Genomic DNA, 16,191 nt, shown 5'->3' on the forward strand with positions numbered 1-16,191 from the left:
GGTCACCGCCAGGGGCCTTATACCTGGAAACCCGGTCTCGAAAGAGACCGGGTTTTCTTTTGCCCAAAATTCCCCTACCCACTGTGGGAGCGCGCTTGCGCGCGATTGCCTGGCCTCCCACAGCGCCCGCGCACATCGGCTAATCTACACGCATGTACCTACAGACCTTCGGCCTGCGTGAGCCGCCCTTTGGCGAAGCACCGGATCCGCGTTTCGCGTGCCTGTTCGCGCGTGAGCGCGAGATACTCGCGCATGTCGAATATGAGCTCGGCGCCAGCGACCACAGTGTCACCCTGGTGACTGGCGAGGCCGGCGTCGGCAAGACCATGCTGTGCATGCTTGTCGAGGCCGATGCCCCGCAGCACGGTGTCCGCGCCGTGCGTCATGCCGACGGCGATTACGCCCTCGAGACCATCGCCTGGTTGCGCTCCATGTACGCCGGCTTTGGCTTGCCGCTGCCGCTCAGCGCGGAGGCCAACACCGAGCAGCATCTGGTCGACAATCTCGCCAATGGGCTGGGCCGCCTGGCCCACCACGTCAACCATCGCTTCCTGCTCATCCTCGACGATGCGGAAGAACTTGGTGATGGCGATCTCGCGCTCATCGAGCGGCTCTACGTGGCGTGCGAGAAAGCCAAGGCACCGTTCCATATCGTACTGGCGGGCCTGCCGGTGCTACGCGAGCGGCTGGGCGGCCACGGTGGCCCGGCCCTCGGTGGTCACATCCGTAGCCGCCTGCCCCTGAACCCGCTCAATGCCGACGAGAGCGAGCGCTACGTGCGCCACCGCCTGCACGTCGCCGGCACCACGCAAATGCCCTTCAGCCGGCTCGGCCTGCGCTCGCTCCGCGACGACGGCAAGGGCAACCCAAAGCGCCTCAACGCACTGGCCCACCGCGCGCTCGAGCGCGCGGCGGAGCGGGGCGAGCAAAACATCGGCGAACGCGCGCTCGGCTTCGTCGCGCGGGAAGTGCTCCCGCAGCATGCGCGCTACTGGCTGCGCCGCTACCGCAAGGCCATTCTTGCCGTCGGTACGGTCGCGGCGGTGATCTTCGTCGGTGGCTTTGGCATATGGGTATTCACCGGGCATAGCCCGTCACGGCCCAAGAGCTTCGTCACCGTCACGCCGGAGCAGGCGCTCGCCAAACTGCAGGATGCCCTGCCGGCGGCCGACGTCGGCCAGGTACGCGTCTGGGGCGAGCTGCTGGCCCGCTGGCAGGTCACCTCGAAGGAAACCTCGGTGGCGAACGCCATCAACTGCGACGCCATCATCTTCCCCGGGTTTGCGTGCGTCAGCGGCCGCGGCACGCTTGACCAGTTGCGCCGCTTCGATCGCCCCCTGGTGCTCGAGCTCGACGACACCCATGCGAAGCAGCAAGTGCTCCTCGTCGGTGCGGGTGACGAGGCCGTGCGCCTCTACCTGGGCAACAAGTACGTCGAACTCACCCGTGACGCCTTCGATCGTGCATGGAACGGGCGGTTCTACGCCGTCTTCCGCGTCGAACCCGACATGCCCAACAAGCTCGCGCGGGGCGATAGCGGGCAGGGCATGGCATGGCTGGCGTCCCATCTCGCGCCGCCCGGCATCAAGCCCACGGGCGCCATCACCTTCGATGCCGGGATGGAGACGCGGGTGCGCAACGTGCAGCAGAAGTTCGGCATCGCGGCCGACGGGGTCGTGGGCCCGGAAACGATGTTCGCCCTCTCCTCGCTCGAGCCGGATGGCCCGCACCTGGCCCGCGGCGTGCCCTGACCATGTTCGTCCACGTCGACACGCGGCGACGGTCACGGCTGGCCTGGGCCACCATGCTCATCGTCGTGGTGTGCGTCGTGAGTTTCGTCGGCCTGGCGCTGGCCGGCCGCACCGAGCGCATGGCCATCATGCTGCACTGGGGTACTGTCCCCGCGCACCTGTTCGGCACGGGGCTGCCGTTGTGGCAGCAGGTGAGCGACCCGGCGCTACTGCGCCTGTTCACGGCCATGTTCATCCATGGCGGCTGGCTGCACCTGCTCAGCAACCTGCTCTTCCTCGTCATCTTCAGCCTGCCGGCGGAGCGGAGCCTGGGCTCACCACGCTTCCTGCTGCTGTTCCTCCTCGGCGGCATCGTCGCGAACCTCATCGGTGCGATCTCGCTGACCGGTGCCCGCGTGGCCATCATCGGTTGCAGCGGCGCCGTCTCGGCGGTCGTCGGTGCCTACGTCACCCTGTTCCCGCGCGCACGCCTGGGCCTGGTGGTGCCCCTGGGCGTGTACCTGGAATTCGTGCGCGTGCCGGCCTTCGTGCTCATCGGCATCTGGGCCCTCGTGCAGTTGCTTTTCAGCTACGCGGGGGCGAGCTATGGCGCGGTCGTGTGGTGGACCCACATCGGCGGGTTCCTGTTCGGCATCGTGTTCGCCCTGTTCTCGCGCGGGGCGATAGCCCGCCGCCTACGCGGCTGACGGCGCCAGCGCCGCGCCCAGGTGGCGGTGTACGAAGGTACGCAGCAGGCCGGTCGCATGGGGCGTCGCCACCACCGCGGCGAGCATGTCCGCCGGCGGCGTGCCTTCGCTGGCCAGCACCTCGTGCTTGCGGCGGATATAGGCGCGCATCACCTCCGCCGAGAACTCCGGGTGGAACTGCGTGCTTACTGCGTGCTTGCCGTAGCGGACGAGGTGGTGCGGGTCGCGGGCGGAACTGGCCAGCGACACCGCGCCGCGTGGCAGCTCGAGCACGCTCTGCTCGTGGGTGGTGTGCGCATGGAAGGTGCGCGGCAGCGACGCGCCCAGCGCATCGGACGCCGCGTGGCCATGCAGCGTCAGCGGCAACGTGCCCATTTCGCGCCCGCCCGGCAGGTAATCGACGCGGCCGCCCAGCGCGTGCGACATGAGCTGGTGGCCGTAGCACACGCCCAGCATCGGTAGCTCGGCATCCATCGCGTCGCGGATCCACCCCGCGGTGCGCTCGCTCCAGGCCAGGCGCTCGGTGACCATCGACGCCGAGCCGGTGAGGATGGCGCCCGAGATATCGTCGGGGTCGGGGAGCGTATCGCCGCGCTCCACGTCGACCACGCGCAACCGCGGCGTGCGCAGGCGCAGGCCGAGCTGGAACCAGCGGGGGAAATCGCCATGGCGCTCGCTGATGACATCCGGCGCGCGGCCGGTGCGGACAATGAGGACGGGCTTCATGGGCTCACATCGTCGTCGATATCGGATGGCGGCAGCACGTTCAACACCTCGCGCACCGTGGTGAGCCCCGCGGCGACCTGTGCCGCGGCGGAAATGCGCAGCGGCTTCATGCCCTCGCGCAGCGCCACGTCACTGAACTTCGCCAGGTCGAGCTGGGCCGTGATCTGCGCGCGCAGGCGCGGCGAGATCGGCATCATTTCATAGACGCCGGTGCGGCCGAGGAAGCCGGTCTTGCGGCACTCGAGGCACCCCACCGGCGCGAACACCTGGGCAGGCAGCGGGATATCCCAGCCATGGGTGAGCACGCGCCACTCGTCGGGATCCTGCGTGGCGGGCTCCTTGCAGTGCGGGCACAGCGTGCGCACGAGGCGCTGTGCCACCACGCCCGCCAGCGTGGACTGGATGAGGTAGTGCGGCACGCCGAGGTCGAGCAGGCGGGTCACGGCGCTGGGCGAGTCGTTGGTATGCAGGGTGGAGAGCACCATGTGGCCCGTGAGCGAGGCCTGCACCGCCATCTGCGCGGTTTCCAGGTCGCGCACCTCGCCCACCATGATGATGTCGGGGTCCTGGCGCAGCAGCGTGCGCACGCCGGCGGCGAAATCGAGGTCGATCGCCGGCTGCACCTGCATCTGGTTCAGGTCGGGCGACACCATTTCGATCGGGTCTTCCACCGTGCACACGTTGAGTTCGGGGCGGGCCAGGTGCTTCAGCGTGGAATACAGCGTGGTGGTCTTGCCCGAACCGGTGGGGCCGGTAACCAGCACGATGCCGTGCGGCCGTTCCACCATGCCGCGCCAGATGCGGTCCTCGTCCGGCGCGAAACCGAGCTGGCTGAAATCCTTCATCACCAGGTCGGGGTCGAAGATACGCATCACCACCTTCTCGCCAAAGGCCGTGGGCATGGTGGAGATACGCAGCTCCACTTCGCGGCCGCCCGCCGAGCGGGTCTTGATGCGGCCATCCTGCGGCCGGCGCTTTTCGGCGACATCCATGCGCGACAGGATCTTGATGCGCGAGGTGACCGCGGTCATGACCGGCGGCGGCAACTCGAACACCTTCTGCATGACGCCATCGATGCGGAAACGCATCTGCCCCGCCTCGCGGCGTGGCTCGAGGTGGATATCGGACGCGCGCTGCTCGAACGCGTACTGCAGCAGCCAGTCGACGATGTGCACGACATGGCGATCGTCGGCGCCCAGCTCGCCGCCCTTGCCCAGCTCCAGCAACTGCTCGAAGTTGATGATCTTCGAGGAAGCATCCTGGCCCTTGGCATCCTGCGCCAGCTGGATCGACCGCTGCACGCCGTAGAACTCGAGCAGGTAGCGGTTGATGTCGATGGGGCTAGCGACGACGCGGCGGATATCCTTGCGCAGCATGTGGGCGAGATCCTGCGCCCACGCCGCATCGAAGGGCTCCGCCGTGGCGAAGGTGACCTCGCCGGGCGTCACCGCCACGGGCAAGATGCGATGGCGCTGCGCGTAGGCGTTGCTCACCACCTGGGTCACCTGGGCCACGTTGACCTTCATCGGGTCGACCTTCAGGTAGGGCAGCTGCGCCTTGGCCGCCAGCCACTCGACCAGGCCCTCGAGCGTGAGCGGGCGGCCCGAGGTGCGGTTCTCGACCTTGCTGTTGGCGATGAGCACCAGCGGGTGCAGCTCCACGGCGCTTTTGCCGCTGCGCGAGCTGCCACGGACCCGCTTGGCGTCGTCGCCCGCGAGGATGCCGTCCACCACGAGGGAGGCCAGCACGTCCTCCAGTTCGAGCTTGCCGCGACGGCCCAGCACGGCGGCGTGTTGCGGATTGACTGCCATGTGCTCCAACCCTGTAAATAAGCTACGCCGCTATACTATCCCGCTTTCTCCAGGACCCGGGAACCATGTCCGCGCCTACCTTCCAAGACGTGATCCAGACCCTCAACCGCTACTGGGCGGCGCAGGGCTGCGTGCTCATGCAGCCGCTCGATACCGAGGTTGGCGCCGGTACGTTCCACCCGGCCACGTTCCTCCGCTCGCTGGGCCCGGAACCCTGGGCTGCCGCTTATGTGCAGCCGTGCCGCCGCCCCACCGACGGCCGCTACGGGCAGAACCCCAACCGCCTGCAGCACTACTACCAGTACCAGGTGGTGCTGAAGCCCAACCCCGACAACATCCTCGAGCTCTACGTGGGCTCGCTGAAGGCGCTGGGCATCGATCCGCTCGTGCACGACCTGCGCTTCGTCGAGGACAACTGGGAATCGCCCACGCTCGGCGCGTGGGGCCTCGGTTGGGAGGTCTGGCTGAACGGCATGGAGGTCACCCAGTTCACGTACTTCCAGCAGGCCGGCGGCCTGGAGTGCCGTCCCGTCACCGGTGAGATCACCTACGGCCTCGAGCGCCTGGTCATGTACCTGCAGAACGTCGACAGCGTCTACGACATCGTGTGGACGCACGCGCCGCACGGCGTCGTCACCTACGGCGATGTGTTCCTGCAGAACGAGGTGGAGCAGAGCACCTACAACTTCGAGCACGCCAACGTGCCCGAACTCTTCCACACGTTCGATACCTGCGAGGCCGAGGCCGGCAAGCTCATCGCCGCGGGCCTGCCGCTGCCCGCCTACGAGCAGGTGTGCAAGGCCAGCCACGCCTTCAACCTGCTCGATGCCCGCCGCGCCATCAGCGTCACCGAGCGCCAGCGCTACATCCTGCGTGTCCGTACCCTGGCCCGCGCCGTGGCCGAGGCCTACGTCGCGCAGCGCGAGAAACTCGGCTTCCCTGGCCTTAAGAACGACAAGGAGGCCGTCCATGGCCAGTAACCGCCTGCCGCTCGTCATCGAGCTCGGCACCGAAGAGCTGCCGCCCAAGGCCCTGGACGACCTGGCCGCCGCGTTCGCGCGCGGCGTGGTCGAGGGCCTGGAGAAACGCGGCGTCGAGGGCGATTACGCCGCCGCGAAGGCCTACGCCTCGCCGCGCCGCCTCGCCGTGTACATCCCCGCCGTGGCCACGGCGCAGCCCGAGCAGAACGTCGAGCGCCGCGGCCCGGCCGTCAACGCCAGCATCGGCGCCGATGGCGAGCCGTCGAAGGCGCTGGTGGGCTTCGCCCAGTCGTGCGGCGTCGAGGTCGCTGCCCTGGAGAAGCTCGAGACCGACAAGGGCGCGTGGTTCGTGTTCCGTGCCACCAAGCCGGGCCAGCCCACGGCCGCGCTGCTGCAAGAGGTGGTCGTCGAATCCCTGAAGGGCCTGCCCATCCCCAAGGCCATGCGCTGGGGCTCGCGCGAGGACGCCTTCGTGCGCCCGGCGCACAAGCTGCTCATGCTGCACGGCGCCGACGTGGTCGATGCCGAGGTGCTCGGCCTCAAGGCCGGCCGCCAGAGCCTGGGCCATCGCTTCCACCACCCCGATGCCATCGACGTGCCCAGCGCCGATGCGTGGCTCGAAACGCTGCGCAAGGCCTTCGTCATGGCCGACCCGGCCGAGCGCCGCGAGCGCGTCCGCGCCGAGGTGGCCCGCGTGGCCACGGGCGGCACGCCGCGCCTTGCCGACGGCCTGCTCAACGAGATCGCCAACCTCACCGAATGGCCCGTGGGCGTGGCCTGCACGTTCGAGCGCGCGTTCCTCGACGTGCCGCCCGAGGCGCTCGTCACCACCATGGAAACGAACCAGAAGTTCGTGCCGGTGTTCGGCGCCGACGGCCAGCTTACCGAGCACTTCATCGGCGTCGCCAACGTCGAGAGCCGCGACGTGGCCGAGATCCGCAAGGGTTACGAGCGCGTCATCCGCCCGCGTTTCGCCGACGCCAAGTTCTTCTGGGATGAGGACCTCAAGGCGCCGCTGGCCGATCACCAGGAACTGCTCAAGTCGGTCACCTACCAGCAGTCGCTGGGCAGCCTGTGGGACAAGACGGTGCGCGTGGCCGAGCTGGCCCGCATCATCGCCAACCGCGTCGGCGTCGATGCCGGCAAGGCTACCCATGCCGCGGCGCTGGCCAAGTGCGACCTGCTCACCCGCATGGTGGGCGAGTTCCCCGAGCTGCAGGGCGTCATGGGCCGTTACTACGCCACGCGCCAGGGCATCGATGCCGACGTGGCCGAGGCGCTCGACAGCTTCTACCAGCCGCGCTTCGGTGGCGACGCCATCGCCGCCGGCAAGGTGGGCCAGGTGCTGGCCGTGGCCGAGCGCCTCGACACGCTGGCGGGCATCTTCGCCGTGGGCATGAAGCCCAGCGGCAACAAGGATCCGTTCGCGCTGCGCCGCGCCGCCCTGGGCCTGGCCCGTACCCTCATCGAAGGCGGGCTCGACATCGACCTGCGCGCCACGCTGGCCGAAGCGTTCGAGATGATCCCCGAGGCGGCGTTCGTGGCCGGGGTGAAGCCGGGCAAGGATGGCAAGGCGCCGGCCGTGGACATCGGTGCGCGCCGCCGCGAGCTGGGCGATGAAGTGCACGCGTTCGTGCTCGAGCGCCTGCGCGGCTACTACACGGAGCAGGGCTTCAGCATCGACCAGTTCGAAGCGGTGCTGGCGGTATCGCCCGCCACGCTGCCCGACTTCGATCGCCGCCTGCGCGCCGTGGGCGAGTTCGCCCGCCGCAATGAGGCCGCCAGCCTTGCCGCCGCCAACAAGCGCGTCGCCAACATCCTGCGCAAGCAGGCCGAAGAACCGAACGCCGCAGCCATCCCGGCACAGGTCGATCCGGCCCATTTCGAGTTCGATGCCGAGCGCGAGCTGCACGCGGCGCTCGAGGCGGCTCGCGTGGATACGCGCGAACTGCTGGCCAAGGCCGATTACACGGGCACGCTGGCGCGCCTGGCGGTGCTCCAGGCGCCGGTCGATCGCTTCTTCGACGACGTGCTGGTGAACGCCGACAACCCGGCCGTGCGCTTCAACCGCCTGGCGCTGCTGGCGCAGCTGAAAGCCGCGTTCGGCGCCATCGCCGATATAAGCCGCCTGTAACCAGGCGGCGTGGCGTCAAAAAGAAGCCCGGCGGGGGAACCTGGCCGGGCTTTCTTTTGATCAGGCGGCGACCGTGCCCGGTTCGTCGCCGATGCGCGACATCACCGTGCGGCGAAACGCAATGACGCGGTCGGCGTAGTCCTGCTCGCCCGAGCGGCCCAGGATGGCGTACATCTCGGCCACCAGGTCGGCGTGGCGCACCGGCGAGAACTTGCTGCCGGCCATTTCGATATCCGACTGCAGCAGCTTCATGGCGGCGGCCAGGCGCGACGGATCAAGCGGCGCGGGCGCGGCCTGCACGTCGTGGTGGTCGTCGCGGCGGCGCATCGATTCGGATGTCTCGGTGCGGCCGACCGAATCCTCGGTGGTGGTGTCCAGCACCATCGGGCCTTCGCCCGCCGCCAGCCACACCAGCGAAATACCCAGCGTCCGCGCCATGGTGACGCAGCGGCCCCGCGAGGGGTCGGTATTGCCATCGCGCCAGCTGCGCACCACGCCCTCGGAGAAGCCACAGCGCCGGGCAATGTCGCTGACACTGCCATTCATCTTGATCACCTGGCGAACCCGGCTCGCGAACGAGGACGCCGGTACATCACTTCCAGCGCGCCCAGTTTCGAAGCCGCCCCCGATCGCCTCGGCGCGGAAGGAACCCCTCGAATTGTCGTTCATGCCTTGGAACCTCTTCTTTATTGGGTGGTAGCCGCCCCCCGGCGTCTTTGCGCAACAACGCGCGAGCCTGACTACGGTGTACACGGAAATACCTTCGACGGGCTTTCGTTTGAGAAGTTTCGTAGGTCGCCCGTTAGTGTGCCGCAAAAGCGTGCGGAACCTAGGAATTTTTCCTATCCGATTTCGCGGCCCTTTGCCGTTTGCCGGAAATGGTCATTACCTAAGTCACGGTTTTGGCTTGAGAAAGACCTCAAAAGCCCAAGTTGGTGCGACGTAAGTAATTGCTTCGACACGTAAATTCCTAGGTCTTTTCATGCTTGTTACAGTCGTGTGAATTCCGTATACAAGGGGCGTGCGACGCCAGCAGGCGGCGACGAGGGGGAAGGGGGATTCCTGCCGAACGTAACGACACCCGGTTAGCGCCGGGTGCGCTGCCGGGCGCGGGTGTCAGACCTTGAATTAACTGCAACTGCCCACGATCGGCTGCGATCGTGCGGGTAACTGTTGTCTTTTTTTGGCCGCTTTAGCGGCTCAGGGGAGTTACTAGTGACTAACGCTTCGTTTTACGGCAACCGCGTGCTGCGTCGTTCCACGCTGGCGCTTGCGCTCGGCATGAGCCTCGCCGCGGGCGGCGCCCACGCGCAGTCCAACGCCACCGGCACCATCTTCGGCACGACGACGCCGAACGCCACGATCGTGGTCGAGAGCCCCGATACGGGCCTGCGCCGCGAGGTCACCGCTGACAAGGACGGCCGCTACCGCGCCTCGTCGCTGCCGGTCGGCCGCTACAAGGTCAGCCTGGTGCAGGGTGGCGCGACCGTGGATAGCCGCGACAACGTGCAACTGGCCATCGGCTCGGGTACCGAAGTCGCCCTGGGCGCAGCTGCCACCGCGTCGTCGGCCAACGCCAGCAACCTCGAAGGCATTTCGGTGAACGCCGCGGCGCTGCCGAGCATCGACGTCAGCTCCACCGACTCGCGCACCGTGTTCACGGCCGAGCAGCTGCAGCGCATCCCGGTGCCGCGCGACATCACGGCCGTGGCCCTGCTGACCCCGGGCGCCGTGGCCGGCGACTCGCGCTACGGCAACGTGCCCAGCTTCGGCGGTTCGGCGGTCTCGGACAACGCCTACTACATCAACGGCTACGCGGTGACGAACCCGCTGACCCAGATCGGCTTCTCCGCCCTGCCGTTCGACGCGATCGAACAGGAGCAGGTGCTCACCGGCGGCTACGGTGCGGAATTCGGCCGCGCCACCGGCGGCGTCATCAACATCGTGACCAAGCGCGGTACCAACCAGTGGAAGGCCGGCGCCGAACTGCGCTGGGAGCCGCGCAGCCTGAAGGGCAGCCCGAAGAACAACCACTACGGCAACACCGGCAACCCGGAAGACGGCACGCTTTACCAGCGCCGCGAGGACAACACGTCCTGGCGCGAAACCGCCTCGGTCTACGCCAGCGGCCCGCTGATCAAGGACAAGCTGTTCTTCTACGTGACCGGCGAAACCACCCGCCAGGAAGGCAGCACCGTCGCCAGCGTCGAAGCCTCCAAGGGCACGGCGTACGACCAGTACCGCTTCGATACCCCGCGCTGGCTCGCCAAGGCCGACTGGAACATCACCGACAACAACATCGTCGAACTCACCGGCCTGTCGGACAAGACCAAGCGCGAATACAGCGATTACTCGTACGACTACCCGTCGTCCACGCACGGTTCCACCAAGAACGATGCCGCCCGCACCAAGGACGGCGGCGAGGTCTACATCGGCAAGTACACCGGCTACATCACCGATAACCTGACGCTTACCGCCCTCTACGGCCGCAGCGACCAGGTGCATACGGTGACGCCGTCGGGTTCCAACGGTGCCAACCCGCAGGTGCTGCGCAGCGCGACGACGTCGACGCCCGCCGGCCTGCCGTTCAATCCCAACTACTCCGCTTACGTGAAGTCGGTGCCGGGTGCCGAAGACAAGACCCACGGCTGGCGCCTCGACCTCGAGTACCGCCTGGGCGACCACAGCCTGCGTGGTGGTATCGACAAGCAGAACCTCGAATCCACCTCGGGCAGCAACGGCTACGCCGGTGGCGAATACTGGCTGTACGGCCGCTCGTCGCGCCCCAACAGCCCGATCAGCACCGTGTACGGCCAGGCCGCGCCCGCGTCGGGCGGTGGCTACGGCACGCAGGGCTACTACGTGCGCCGCCGCGTGTTCAACACGTTCGCGTCGGTGCAGGTGAAGCAGGCCGCGCAGTACATCGAAGACAACTGGCAGGCGACCGATAACGTGATGGTCTCCCTCGGCCTGCGTAACGAGCAGTTCTCGAACTACAACGGCGACGGCGAGGCCTACGTCAAGCAGCGCCACCAGCTGGCACCGCGCCTCGGCGCGTCGTGGGACGTCTACGGCGATTCGTCGCTGAAGGTGTATGCCAACGCCGGCCGCTACCACCAGCCGCTGCCGAACAACGTCGCCATCCGCGGCGCTTCGGCGTCGCTCTACACCAACCAGTACTTCACCTACACCGGCATCAACCCGGCCAACGGCGCGCCCACGGGCCTGACCTCGCTCGGCGCCCCTTACTCGACGAACAACGAGCTGGGCCAGCCGAAGGATCCGAAGGGCGTGGCGTCGGAAACGCTGAAGCCGCAGTTCCAGGATGAGTACATCCTCGGCATGCAGCACCAGCTGACGCCGGCGTTCGACTGGGGTGCGAAGGTGACCTACCGCCGCCTGCGCAACATCATCGACGACTTCTGCGACGACCGCCCGATCGCCGACTGGGCCGAGCGCAACGGCAAGGAGTTCAACTTCCTGTTCACGTGCGCCCTGTTCAACCCGGGCCGCGGCGGTACGTGGAGCTGGGACGTCGATGGCGACGGCACCCCGGAGCAGGTGCACCTGAGCGCGAAGGACCTGGGCTACCCGAAGCCCGAGCGTAAGTACCTGGCACTCGACCTGTTCATGGAGCATCCGTTCGACGGCAAGTGGTTCGGCCGCGTGGATTACACGCTGTCGCACAGCTTCGGCAACACCGAAGGCCCCGTGCTCTCCGACATCGGCCAGTCCGATGTGTCCGCGACGCAGTCGTGGGATTACCCGGAGATCATGGAGAACACCAACGGCAACCTGCCGAACGATCGCCGCCACTACCTCAAGGCGTACGGCTACTACCAGCTGACCCCGGAATGGTCGTTCGGCGCCACCACCACCGTGGCCTCGGGCCGCCCGAAGAACTGCATCGGCCTGTACCCGGATTCGAACGACTATGCCTCGGGTTACAACTCGTCGTTCTTCTACTGCGACTTCAGCGGCCAGGGCGTCACCGGTGCCAACACGGTGCGCACGCCGCGCGGTTCGCAGGGCCGCCTGCCGTGGACCTACCGCCTCGACCTGAACGTGGGCTACCGCCCGGCGTTCGCGGACAACAAGCTGTTGTTCCAGGTCGATGTGCTGAACGTCCTCAACAGCCAGAAGGTGCAGAGCATCAACGAAACCCACGAGTCGACCTACGACGCCGGCGTCATCAACTCGTACGGCCGCCCGATCAGCTTCCAGGATCCGCGCACCGTCCGCCTGACCGCCCGTTACGACTTCTAAGCCCGCCATGGGCTGATCGACCACGACAAAGTGGCCGCCGGGCTCCCAACCGTGACGGCCACGACTTGACGATGTACTCCCTGGATAGCCCCGGCCTCGCGCCGGGGCTTTTTTTATGTCGCAAGAACGTACGCCAACTAGGAATGTTTCGTAGGCGTGAAGACAGGCCTGAGGCAGCTCCGAGCGGAAGAGAAGGCACATGCCACTGATTTTGCGTAGAAAGTGGCTTTTGGCCTACGGATGTTGTCGCGTAAGTAATTGCGATATCAGGTGAAATTTGAGTTTTTTCTCCGTTGCTGAATCGTATTTTCCTGCGATATACAAGAGCCGTGCGGCATCGTTAACGGGGGTATGCCGCCCAGGGGAAAACGGGGGAATTCGCAGCGCAGTTGCAGGCCGGCCTTTCGGGTCGCGCCGCGGTTCGCTGTATCCGCCGCCTTAGAAAAAAGCCAGCAAACACCGGCCCTTGCCAGGGCCGGGCGGTGAAGTGCGCCCGTTTTATTGCGGGCACCCGAGGGGGTGCCCATTCCATCTTTGGGGAGACATCCATGAAGGTTCAGAAGTACGGTTTCCGGCAGCACCGCCGGACCGCCCTCGCCGTGGCACTGGGCGCTAGCCTGGCCGCGGGTGGTGTGTACGCGCAGTCCAACGCATCCGGCGTCATCTTCGGCCACGCCGATAACGCCGACGGGGCGGTCGTGCACATCGTCAACCAGGATACGGGCCTTACCCGCGACGTGCCGCTGCCGGCCGATGGCCGCTACCGCGCCACCTCGCTGCCCGTCGGCAAGTACAAGGTGACGCTCGAGCGCAACGGCACCACCGTCGAGTCCCGCGATGCGCAGGTGAACATCGGTACGGGTACCGATGTCTCGTTCGTTGCCGTGGCAGCCACCTCGGCCAATGCCACCAGCCTCGAGGGCGTGCAGGTCGTGGGCACCGCGCTGCCGGCCATCGACGTGTCGTCGGTCGACTCGCGTACCGTGCTTACCGCCGAACAGCTGCAGCGCATCCCGGTCGCGTCCAACGTCAACGCCGCCGCGCTGCTGGCGCCGGGCGTCGTTTCCGGTGACTCGCGCTACGGCGGCGTCATCTCGTTCGGTGGCGCGTCCGCTGCCGAGAACCAGTACTACATCAACGGTTTCGCGGTCACCAACCCGCTGACCGGCCTGGGCTTCGCCACCCTGCCGTTCGATGCCATCGACCAGCAGCAGATCCTCACCGGCGGCTACGGCGCCGAATACGGCCGCTCCACCGGCGGCGTGGTCAACCTCACCACCAAGCGCGGCGGCAACACCTGGAAGGCCGGTGCGCAGGTGCAGTGGGCCCCGCGCTCGCTGAAAGCGAACCCGCGCAACATCTATTACCCGCGCACCTCCGGTAGCGTCACCGACGGCACCATCTACCAGTACCGCGAGGGCAACAAGACCACCGACCTGCTCTACGGCCTGTACTTCAGCGGCCCGCTGATCAAGGACAAGCTGTTCGTGTACGCCGCTGCCGACGTGGTGCGCCAGGACAAGTCCGAGGGCGTCACCAACGTGCTGACCCAGACGGCGTTCGATGGCCCGCTCAAGGCCAACCACTGGGTGGCCAAGGTCGACTGGAACATCACCGACAGCAACATCCTCGAGTTGACCGGCATCGGCGACACGAACCTCAACGATACGAAGATCTACTCGTATAACTACGCGACGAACTCGCGCACGCGCCTGCTGGGCTCCGAGCACCAGAAGAACATCGGCACGGCGAACTCCACGCCGGGCGGCATCACGTACATCGGTAAGTACACCGGTTACATCACCGACTCGCTCACCATCGACGCACTGTACGGCCACAGCCTCACCAAGCACGTCGACGACGTCTCCGGTGCCGCGGGCGTCACCTGCCCGAACATCGTCGATAACCGCAACGTGCCGGCCGCGCTCAAGCGCGTCAGCTGCGCCCCGGTGCAGGGCAACCTCATCGCCCCGGGTGCACAGGACAAGGTCAAGAACTACCGCTTCGATATCCAGTACACGCTGGGCGACCACGACCTGCGCGCGGGTATCGATAACCAGACGGCCGAATCCTACGGCGGCCTTGCCGTGCAGGGCGGCGCCTTGTGGACGTACAGCAACCCGCCGGCATCGGGCACCATCTCGGGCTTCCCCGAACTGGCCATCCCGCCGGGTGCCACCGAGATCGCGCGCCGGCAGATCTTCCGCGCCGCCGGTAACGTCAAGGTGGAGCAGGAAGCGCAGTTCATCGAAGACCACTGGCAGATCACGCAGAACTGGCTGGCCTACATCGGCCTGCGCAACGAACAGTTCAAGAACTTCAACACCGATGGCCAGGTGTTCGTGAAGCAGCGCCACCAGCTCGCCCCTCGCCTGGGCATCACGTGGGATGTGTTCGGCGACAGCACGCTCAAGGTCTACGCCAACGCCGGCCGCTACCACCTCGCCATCCCGTCAAACGTGGCCATCCGCGGCGCCGGCCCGCAGCTGTTCGAGCGCCAGTACTTCACCTACACGGGCGTGGACCCGACCACCAACGCGCCGGTGAACCCGACGCCCATCTCCGACATCCACTACGCCAACGGCGCCGATGGCACCGCGCCCGATCCGAAGACGCTCTCGGCCAAGAACCTCAGCGCGTACTACCAGGATGAATACATCCTCGGCTTCGACAAGCAGCTCGGCAGCGACTGGACCGTGGGCGCGAAGGCCACGTACCGCAAGCTGAAGAGCATCATTGACGACATGTGCGATACGCGCCCGATCGAGGCGTGGGCCGAGAAGAACGGCGTCGAGATCAGCCCCGACGCCGCCATCCCGGGCTGCCTGCTGTTCAACCCGGGCAAGGGCAACCGCTTCACCATCGACCTCAACAACGATGGCGTGTACGAGGACATCAACCTCACCAAGAAGGACCTGGGCTTCCCGGATCTGAAACGCAAGTACCTCGCGTTGAACATGTACGTCGAACACCAGTTCAACAACCAGTTCTATGGCCGTGCCGAGTACGTGTGGTCGCACAGCTACGGTAACTCCGAGGGCCTGCTGAAATCCGATATCGGCCAGCTCGATCCGTCGGTGACGCAGGATTGGGATTTCCCCGAACTGATGATCGGTTCCAACGGCCCGCTGCCCAGCGATCGTCGCCACCAGTTCAAGGCGTACGGTTTCTGGCAGGCGACGCCTGAGTGGTTGTTTGGTGCGAACCTGTCGGCGCTCTCGGGCCGCCCGAAGAACTGCCTGGGCGTGCGCGACCCGGACGTGTACCAGTACGGCTCGTCGTACTTCTACTGCGATGGCGAAGCCCCGCGTGGTTCGCGTGGCCGCCTGCCGTGGACGTACCAGCTGGCGCTGAACGCGGAATACCGCCCGGCGTTCTTCGACAACAACCTGTCGCTGAAGGTCGACGTGTTCAACGTGTTCAACCAGCAGCGCGAGCAGAACATCGACGAAACCTACCAGACCGCCGATGGCACGCTGAGCCCGACGTATGGACGTCCGTTGAGTTTCTCGGTGCCGCGTAGCGCGCGCTTCACTGTCCGCTACGACTTCTCGCTCTAAACCCGCCACGTACTACAACAAGTGGCCGCCCGGCTCCCTCCGGTGACGGCCACGCCGAAGGATGCACTCCCCAGGTTGCCCCGGCCCGTGCCGGGGCTATTTTTTTATAAGTAGCTGAAAATCGTAATATTTTGATGCCATATGGTCGTCGCCACGCCGCCGTGCACAAGTTTGGCAACTGATATATGGGTGTAAATAATTTGTTGACAGGGGCGCCGGGCTACGCCTAGATTCGGCTTCGACGAGTTCCGGGTGGCGCCCCGCGCGTGCGGCGCAC

General features: G+C 66.5%; 9 protein-coding genes. 6 read left to right on the forward strand and 3 right to left on the reverse strand.

The features are described from left to right. Positions 1-152: 152 nt before the first annotated feature. Positions 153-1,751 (forward strand): ExeA family protein, encoded by a 1,599-nt coding sequence (locus VI08_RS03495; RefSeq protein ID WP_045828163.1) that lies wholly within the window; start codon positions 153-155, stop codon positions 1,749-1,751. A 2-nt stretch (positions 1,752-1,753) separates the two neighbouring features. Then, on the forward strand, positions 1,754-2,437 hold the full coding sequence (locus tag VI08_RS03500; RefSeq protein ID WP_045828164.1) for a rhomboid family intramembrane serine protease: 684 nt from the start codon (positions 1,754-1,756) through the stop codon (positions 2,435-2,437). On the opposite strand, the gene VI08_RS03505 is transcribed toward VI08_RS03500, so the two are convergent. Both VI08_RS03505 and VI08_RS03510 read right to left on the reverse strand, forming a co-directional pair. Beyond that, positions 2,426-3,163 carry a glutamine amidotransferase gene (locus tag VI08_RS03505; protein ID WP_045828165.1) on the reverse strand — a complete coding sequence of 246 codons (738 nt, stop codon included), beginning with the start codon at positions 3,161-3,163 and terminating at the stop codon, positions 2,426-2,428. The two genes, VI08_RS03500 and VI08_RS03505, sit on opposite strands and share 12 nt — an antisense overlap. Continuing rightward, the gene (locus tag VI08_RS03510) at positions 3,160-4,974 is read right to left on the reverse strand and encodes a GspE/PulE family protein (RefSeq protein WP_045828166.1); all 1,815 of its coding nucleotides are present in this window, start codon (positions 4,972-4,974) and stop codon (positions 3,160-3,162) included. The genes VI08_RS03505 and VI08_RS03510 overlap by 4 nt, the downstream gene beginning before the upstream one ends. 65 nt (positions 4,975-5,039) lie before the next feature. On the opposite strand from VI08_RS03510, the gene glyQ reads away from it, so the two are divergent. Both glyQ and glyS read left to right on the forward strand, forming a co-directional pair. After that, positions 5,040-5,954, forward strand: a complete 915-nt coding sequence (glyQ, locus tag VI08_RS03515; RefSeq protein ID WP_045828167.1) for a glycine--tRNA ligase subunit alpha — start codon at positions 5,040-5,042, stop codon at positions 5,952-5,954. Further along, the gene (gene glyS / locus VI08_RS03520) at positions 5,944-8,088 is read left to right on the forward strand and encodes a glycine--tRNA ligase subunit beta (protein WP_045828168.1); all 2,145 of its coding nucleotides are present in this window, start codon (positions 5,944-5,946) and stop codon (positions 8,086-8,088) included. Before glyQ ends, glyS begins: the two co-directional genes overlap by 11 nt. A gap of 60 nt (positions 8,089-8,148) precedes the next feature. Here the strand turns inward: glyS and VI08_RS03525 are convergent, their stop codons facing one another. Next, positions 8,149-8,634, reverse strand: coding sequence for a helix-turn-helix domain-containing protein (locus VI08_RS03525; protein ID WP_052697670.1), 486 nt, complete (start codon positions 8,632-8,634; stop codon positions 8,149-8,151). A 669-nt stretch (positions 8,635-9,303) separates the two neighbouring features. Here VI08_RS03525 and VI08_RS03530 point away from each other — a divergent pair. Together VI08_RS03530 and VI08_RS03535 are read left to right on the forward strand one after the other, a co-directional pair. Beyond that, positions 9,304-12,354, forward strand: coding sequence for a TonB-dependent receptor (locus tag VI08_RS03530; protein WP_052697671.1), 3,051 nt, complete (start codon positions 9,304-9,306; stop codon positions 12,352-12,354). Between the two features lie 548 nt (positions 12,355-12,902). Continuing rightward, positions 12,903-15,914: a TonB-dependent receptor gene (locus VI08_RS03535; protein ID WP_045828169.1), complete on the forward strand. Its 3,012-nt coding sequence runs from the start codon at positions 12,903-12,905 to the stop codon at positions 15,912-15,914. Positions 15,915-16,191: the final 277 nt, after the last annotated feature.

Origin of the sequence: Luteibacter yeojuensis, from assembly GCF_000964085.1 — a bacterium.
Classification (GTDB): Bacteria; Pseudomonadota; Gammaproteobacteria; order Xanthomonadales; family Rhodanobacteraceae; genus Luteibacter; species Luteibacter yeojuensis_A.

Bases quoted from the DNA above. Each gene is read 5' to 3' on its own strand.
- VI08_RS03495 (WP_045828163.1), top strand. From the start codon at position 153: ATGTACCTACAGACCTTCGGCCTGCGTGAGCCGCCCTTTGGCGAAGCA.
- VI08_RS03500 (WP_045828164.1), top strand. From the start codon at position 1,754: ATGTTCGTCCACGTCGACACGCGGCGACGGTCACGGCTGGCCTGGGCC.
- VI08_RS03505 (WP_045828165.1), bottom strand. From the start codon at position 3,163: ATGAAGCCCGTCCTCATTGTCCGCACCGGCCGCGCGCCGGATGTCATC.
- VI08_RS03510 (WP_045828166.1), bottom strand. From the start codon at position 4,974: ATGGCAGTCAATCCGCAACACGCCGCCGTGCTGGGCCGTCGCGGCAAG.
- glyQ (WP_045828167.1), top strand. From the start codon at position 5,040: ATGTCCGCGCCTACCTTCCAAGACGTGATCCAGACCCTCAACCGCTAC.
- glyS (WP_045828168.1), top strand. From the start codon at position 5,944: ATGGCCAGTAACCGCCTGCCGCTCGTCATCGAGCTCGGCACCGAAGAG.
- VI08_RS03525 (WP_052697670.1), bottom strand. From the start codon at position 8,634: ATGAATGGCAGTGTCAGCGACATTGCCCGGCGCTGTGGCTTCTCCGAG.
- VI08_RS03535 (WP_045828169.1), top strand. From the start codon at position 12,903: ATGAAGGTTCAGAAGTACGGTTTCCGGCAGCACCGCCGGACCGCCCTC.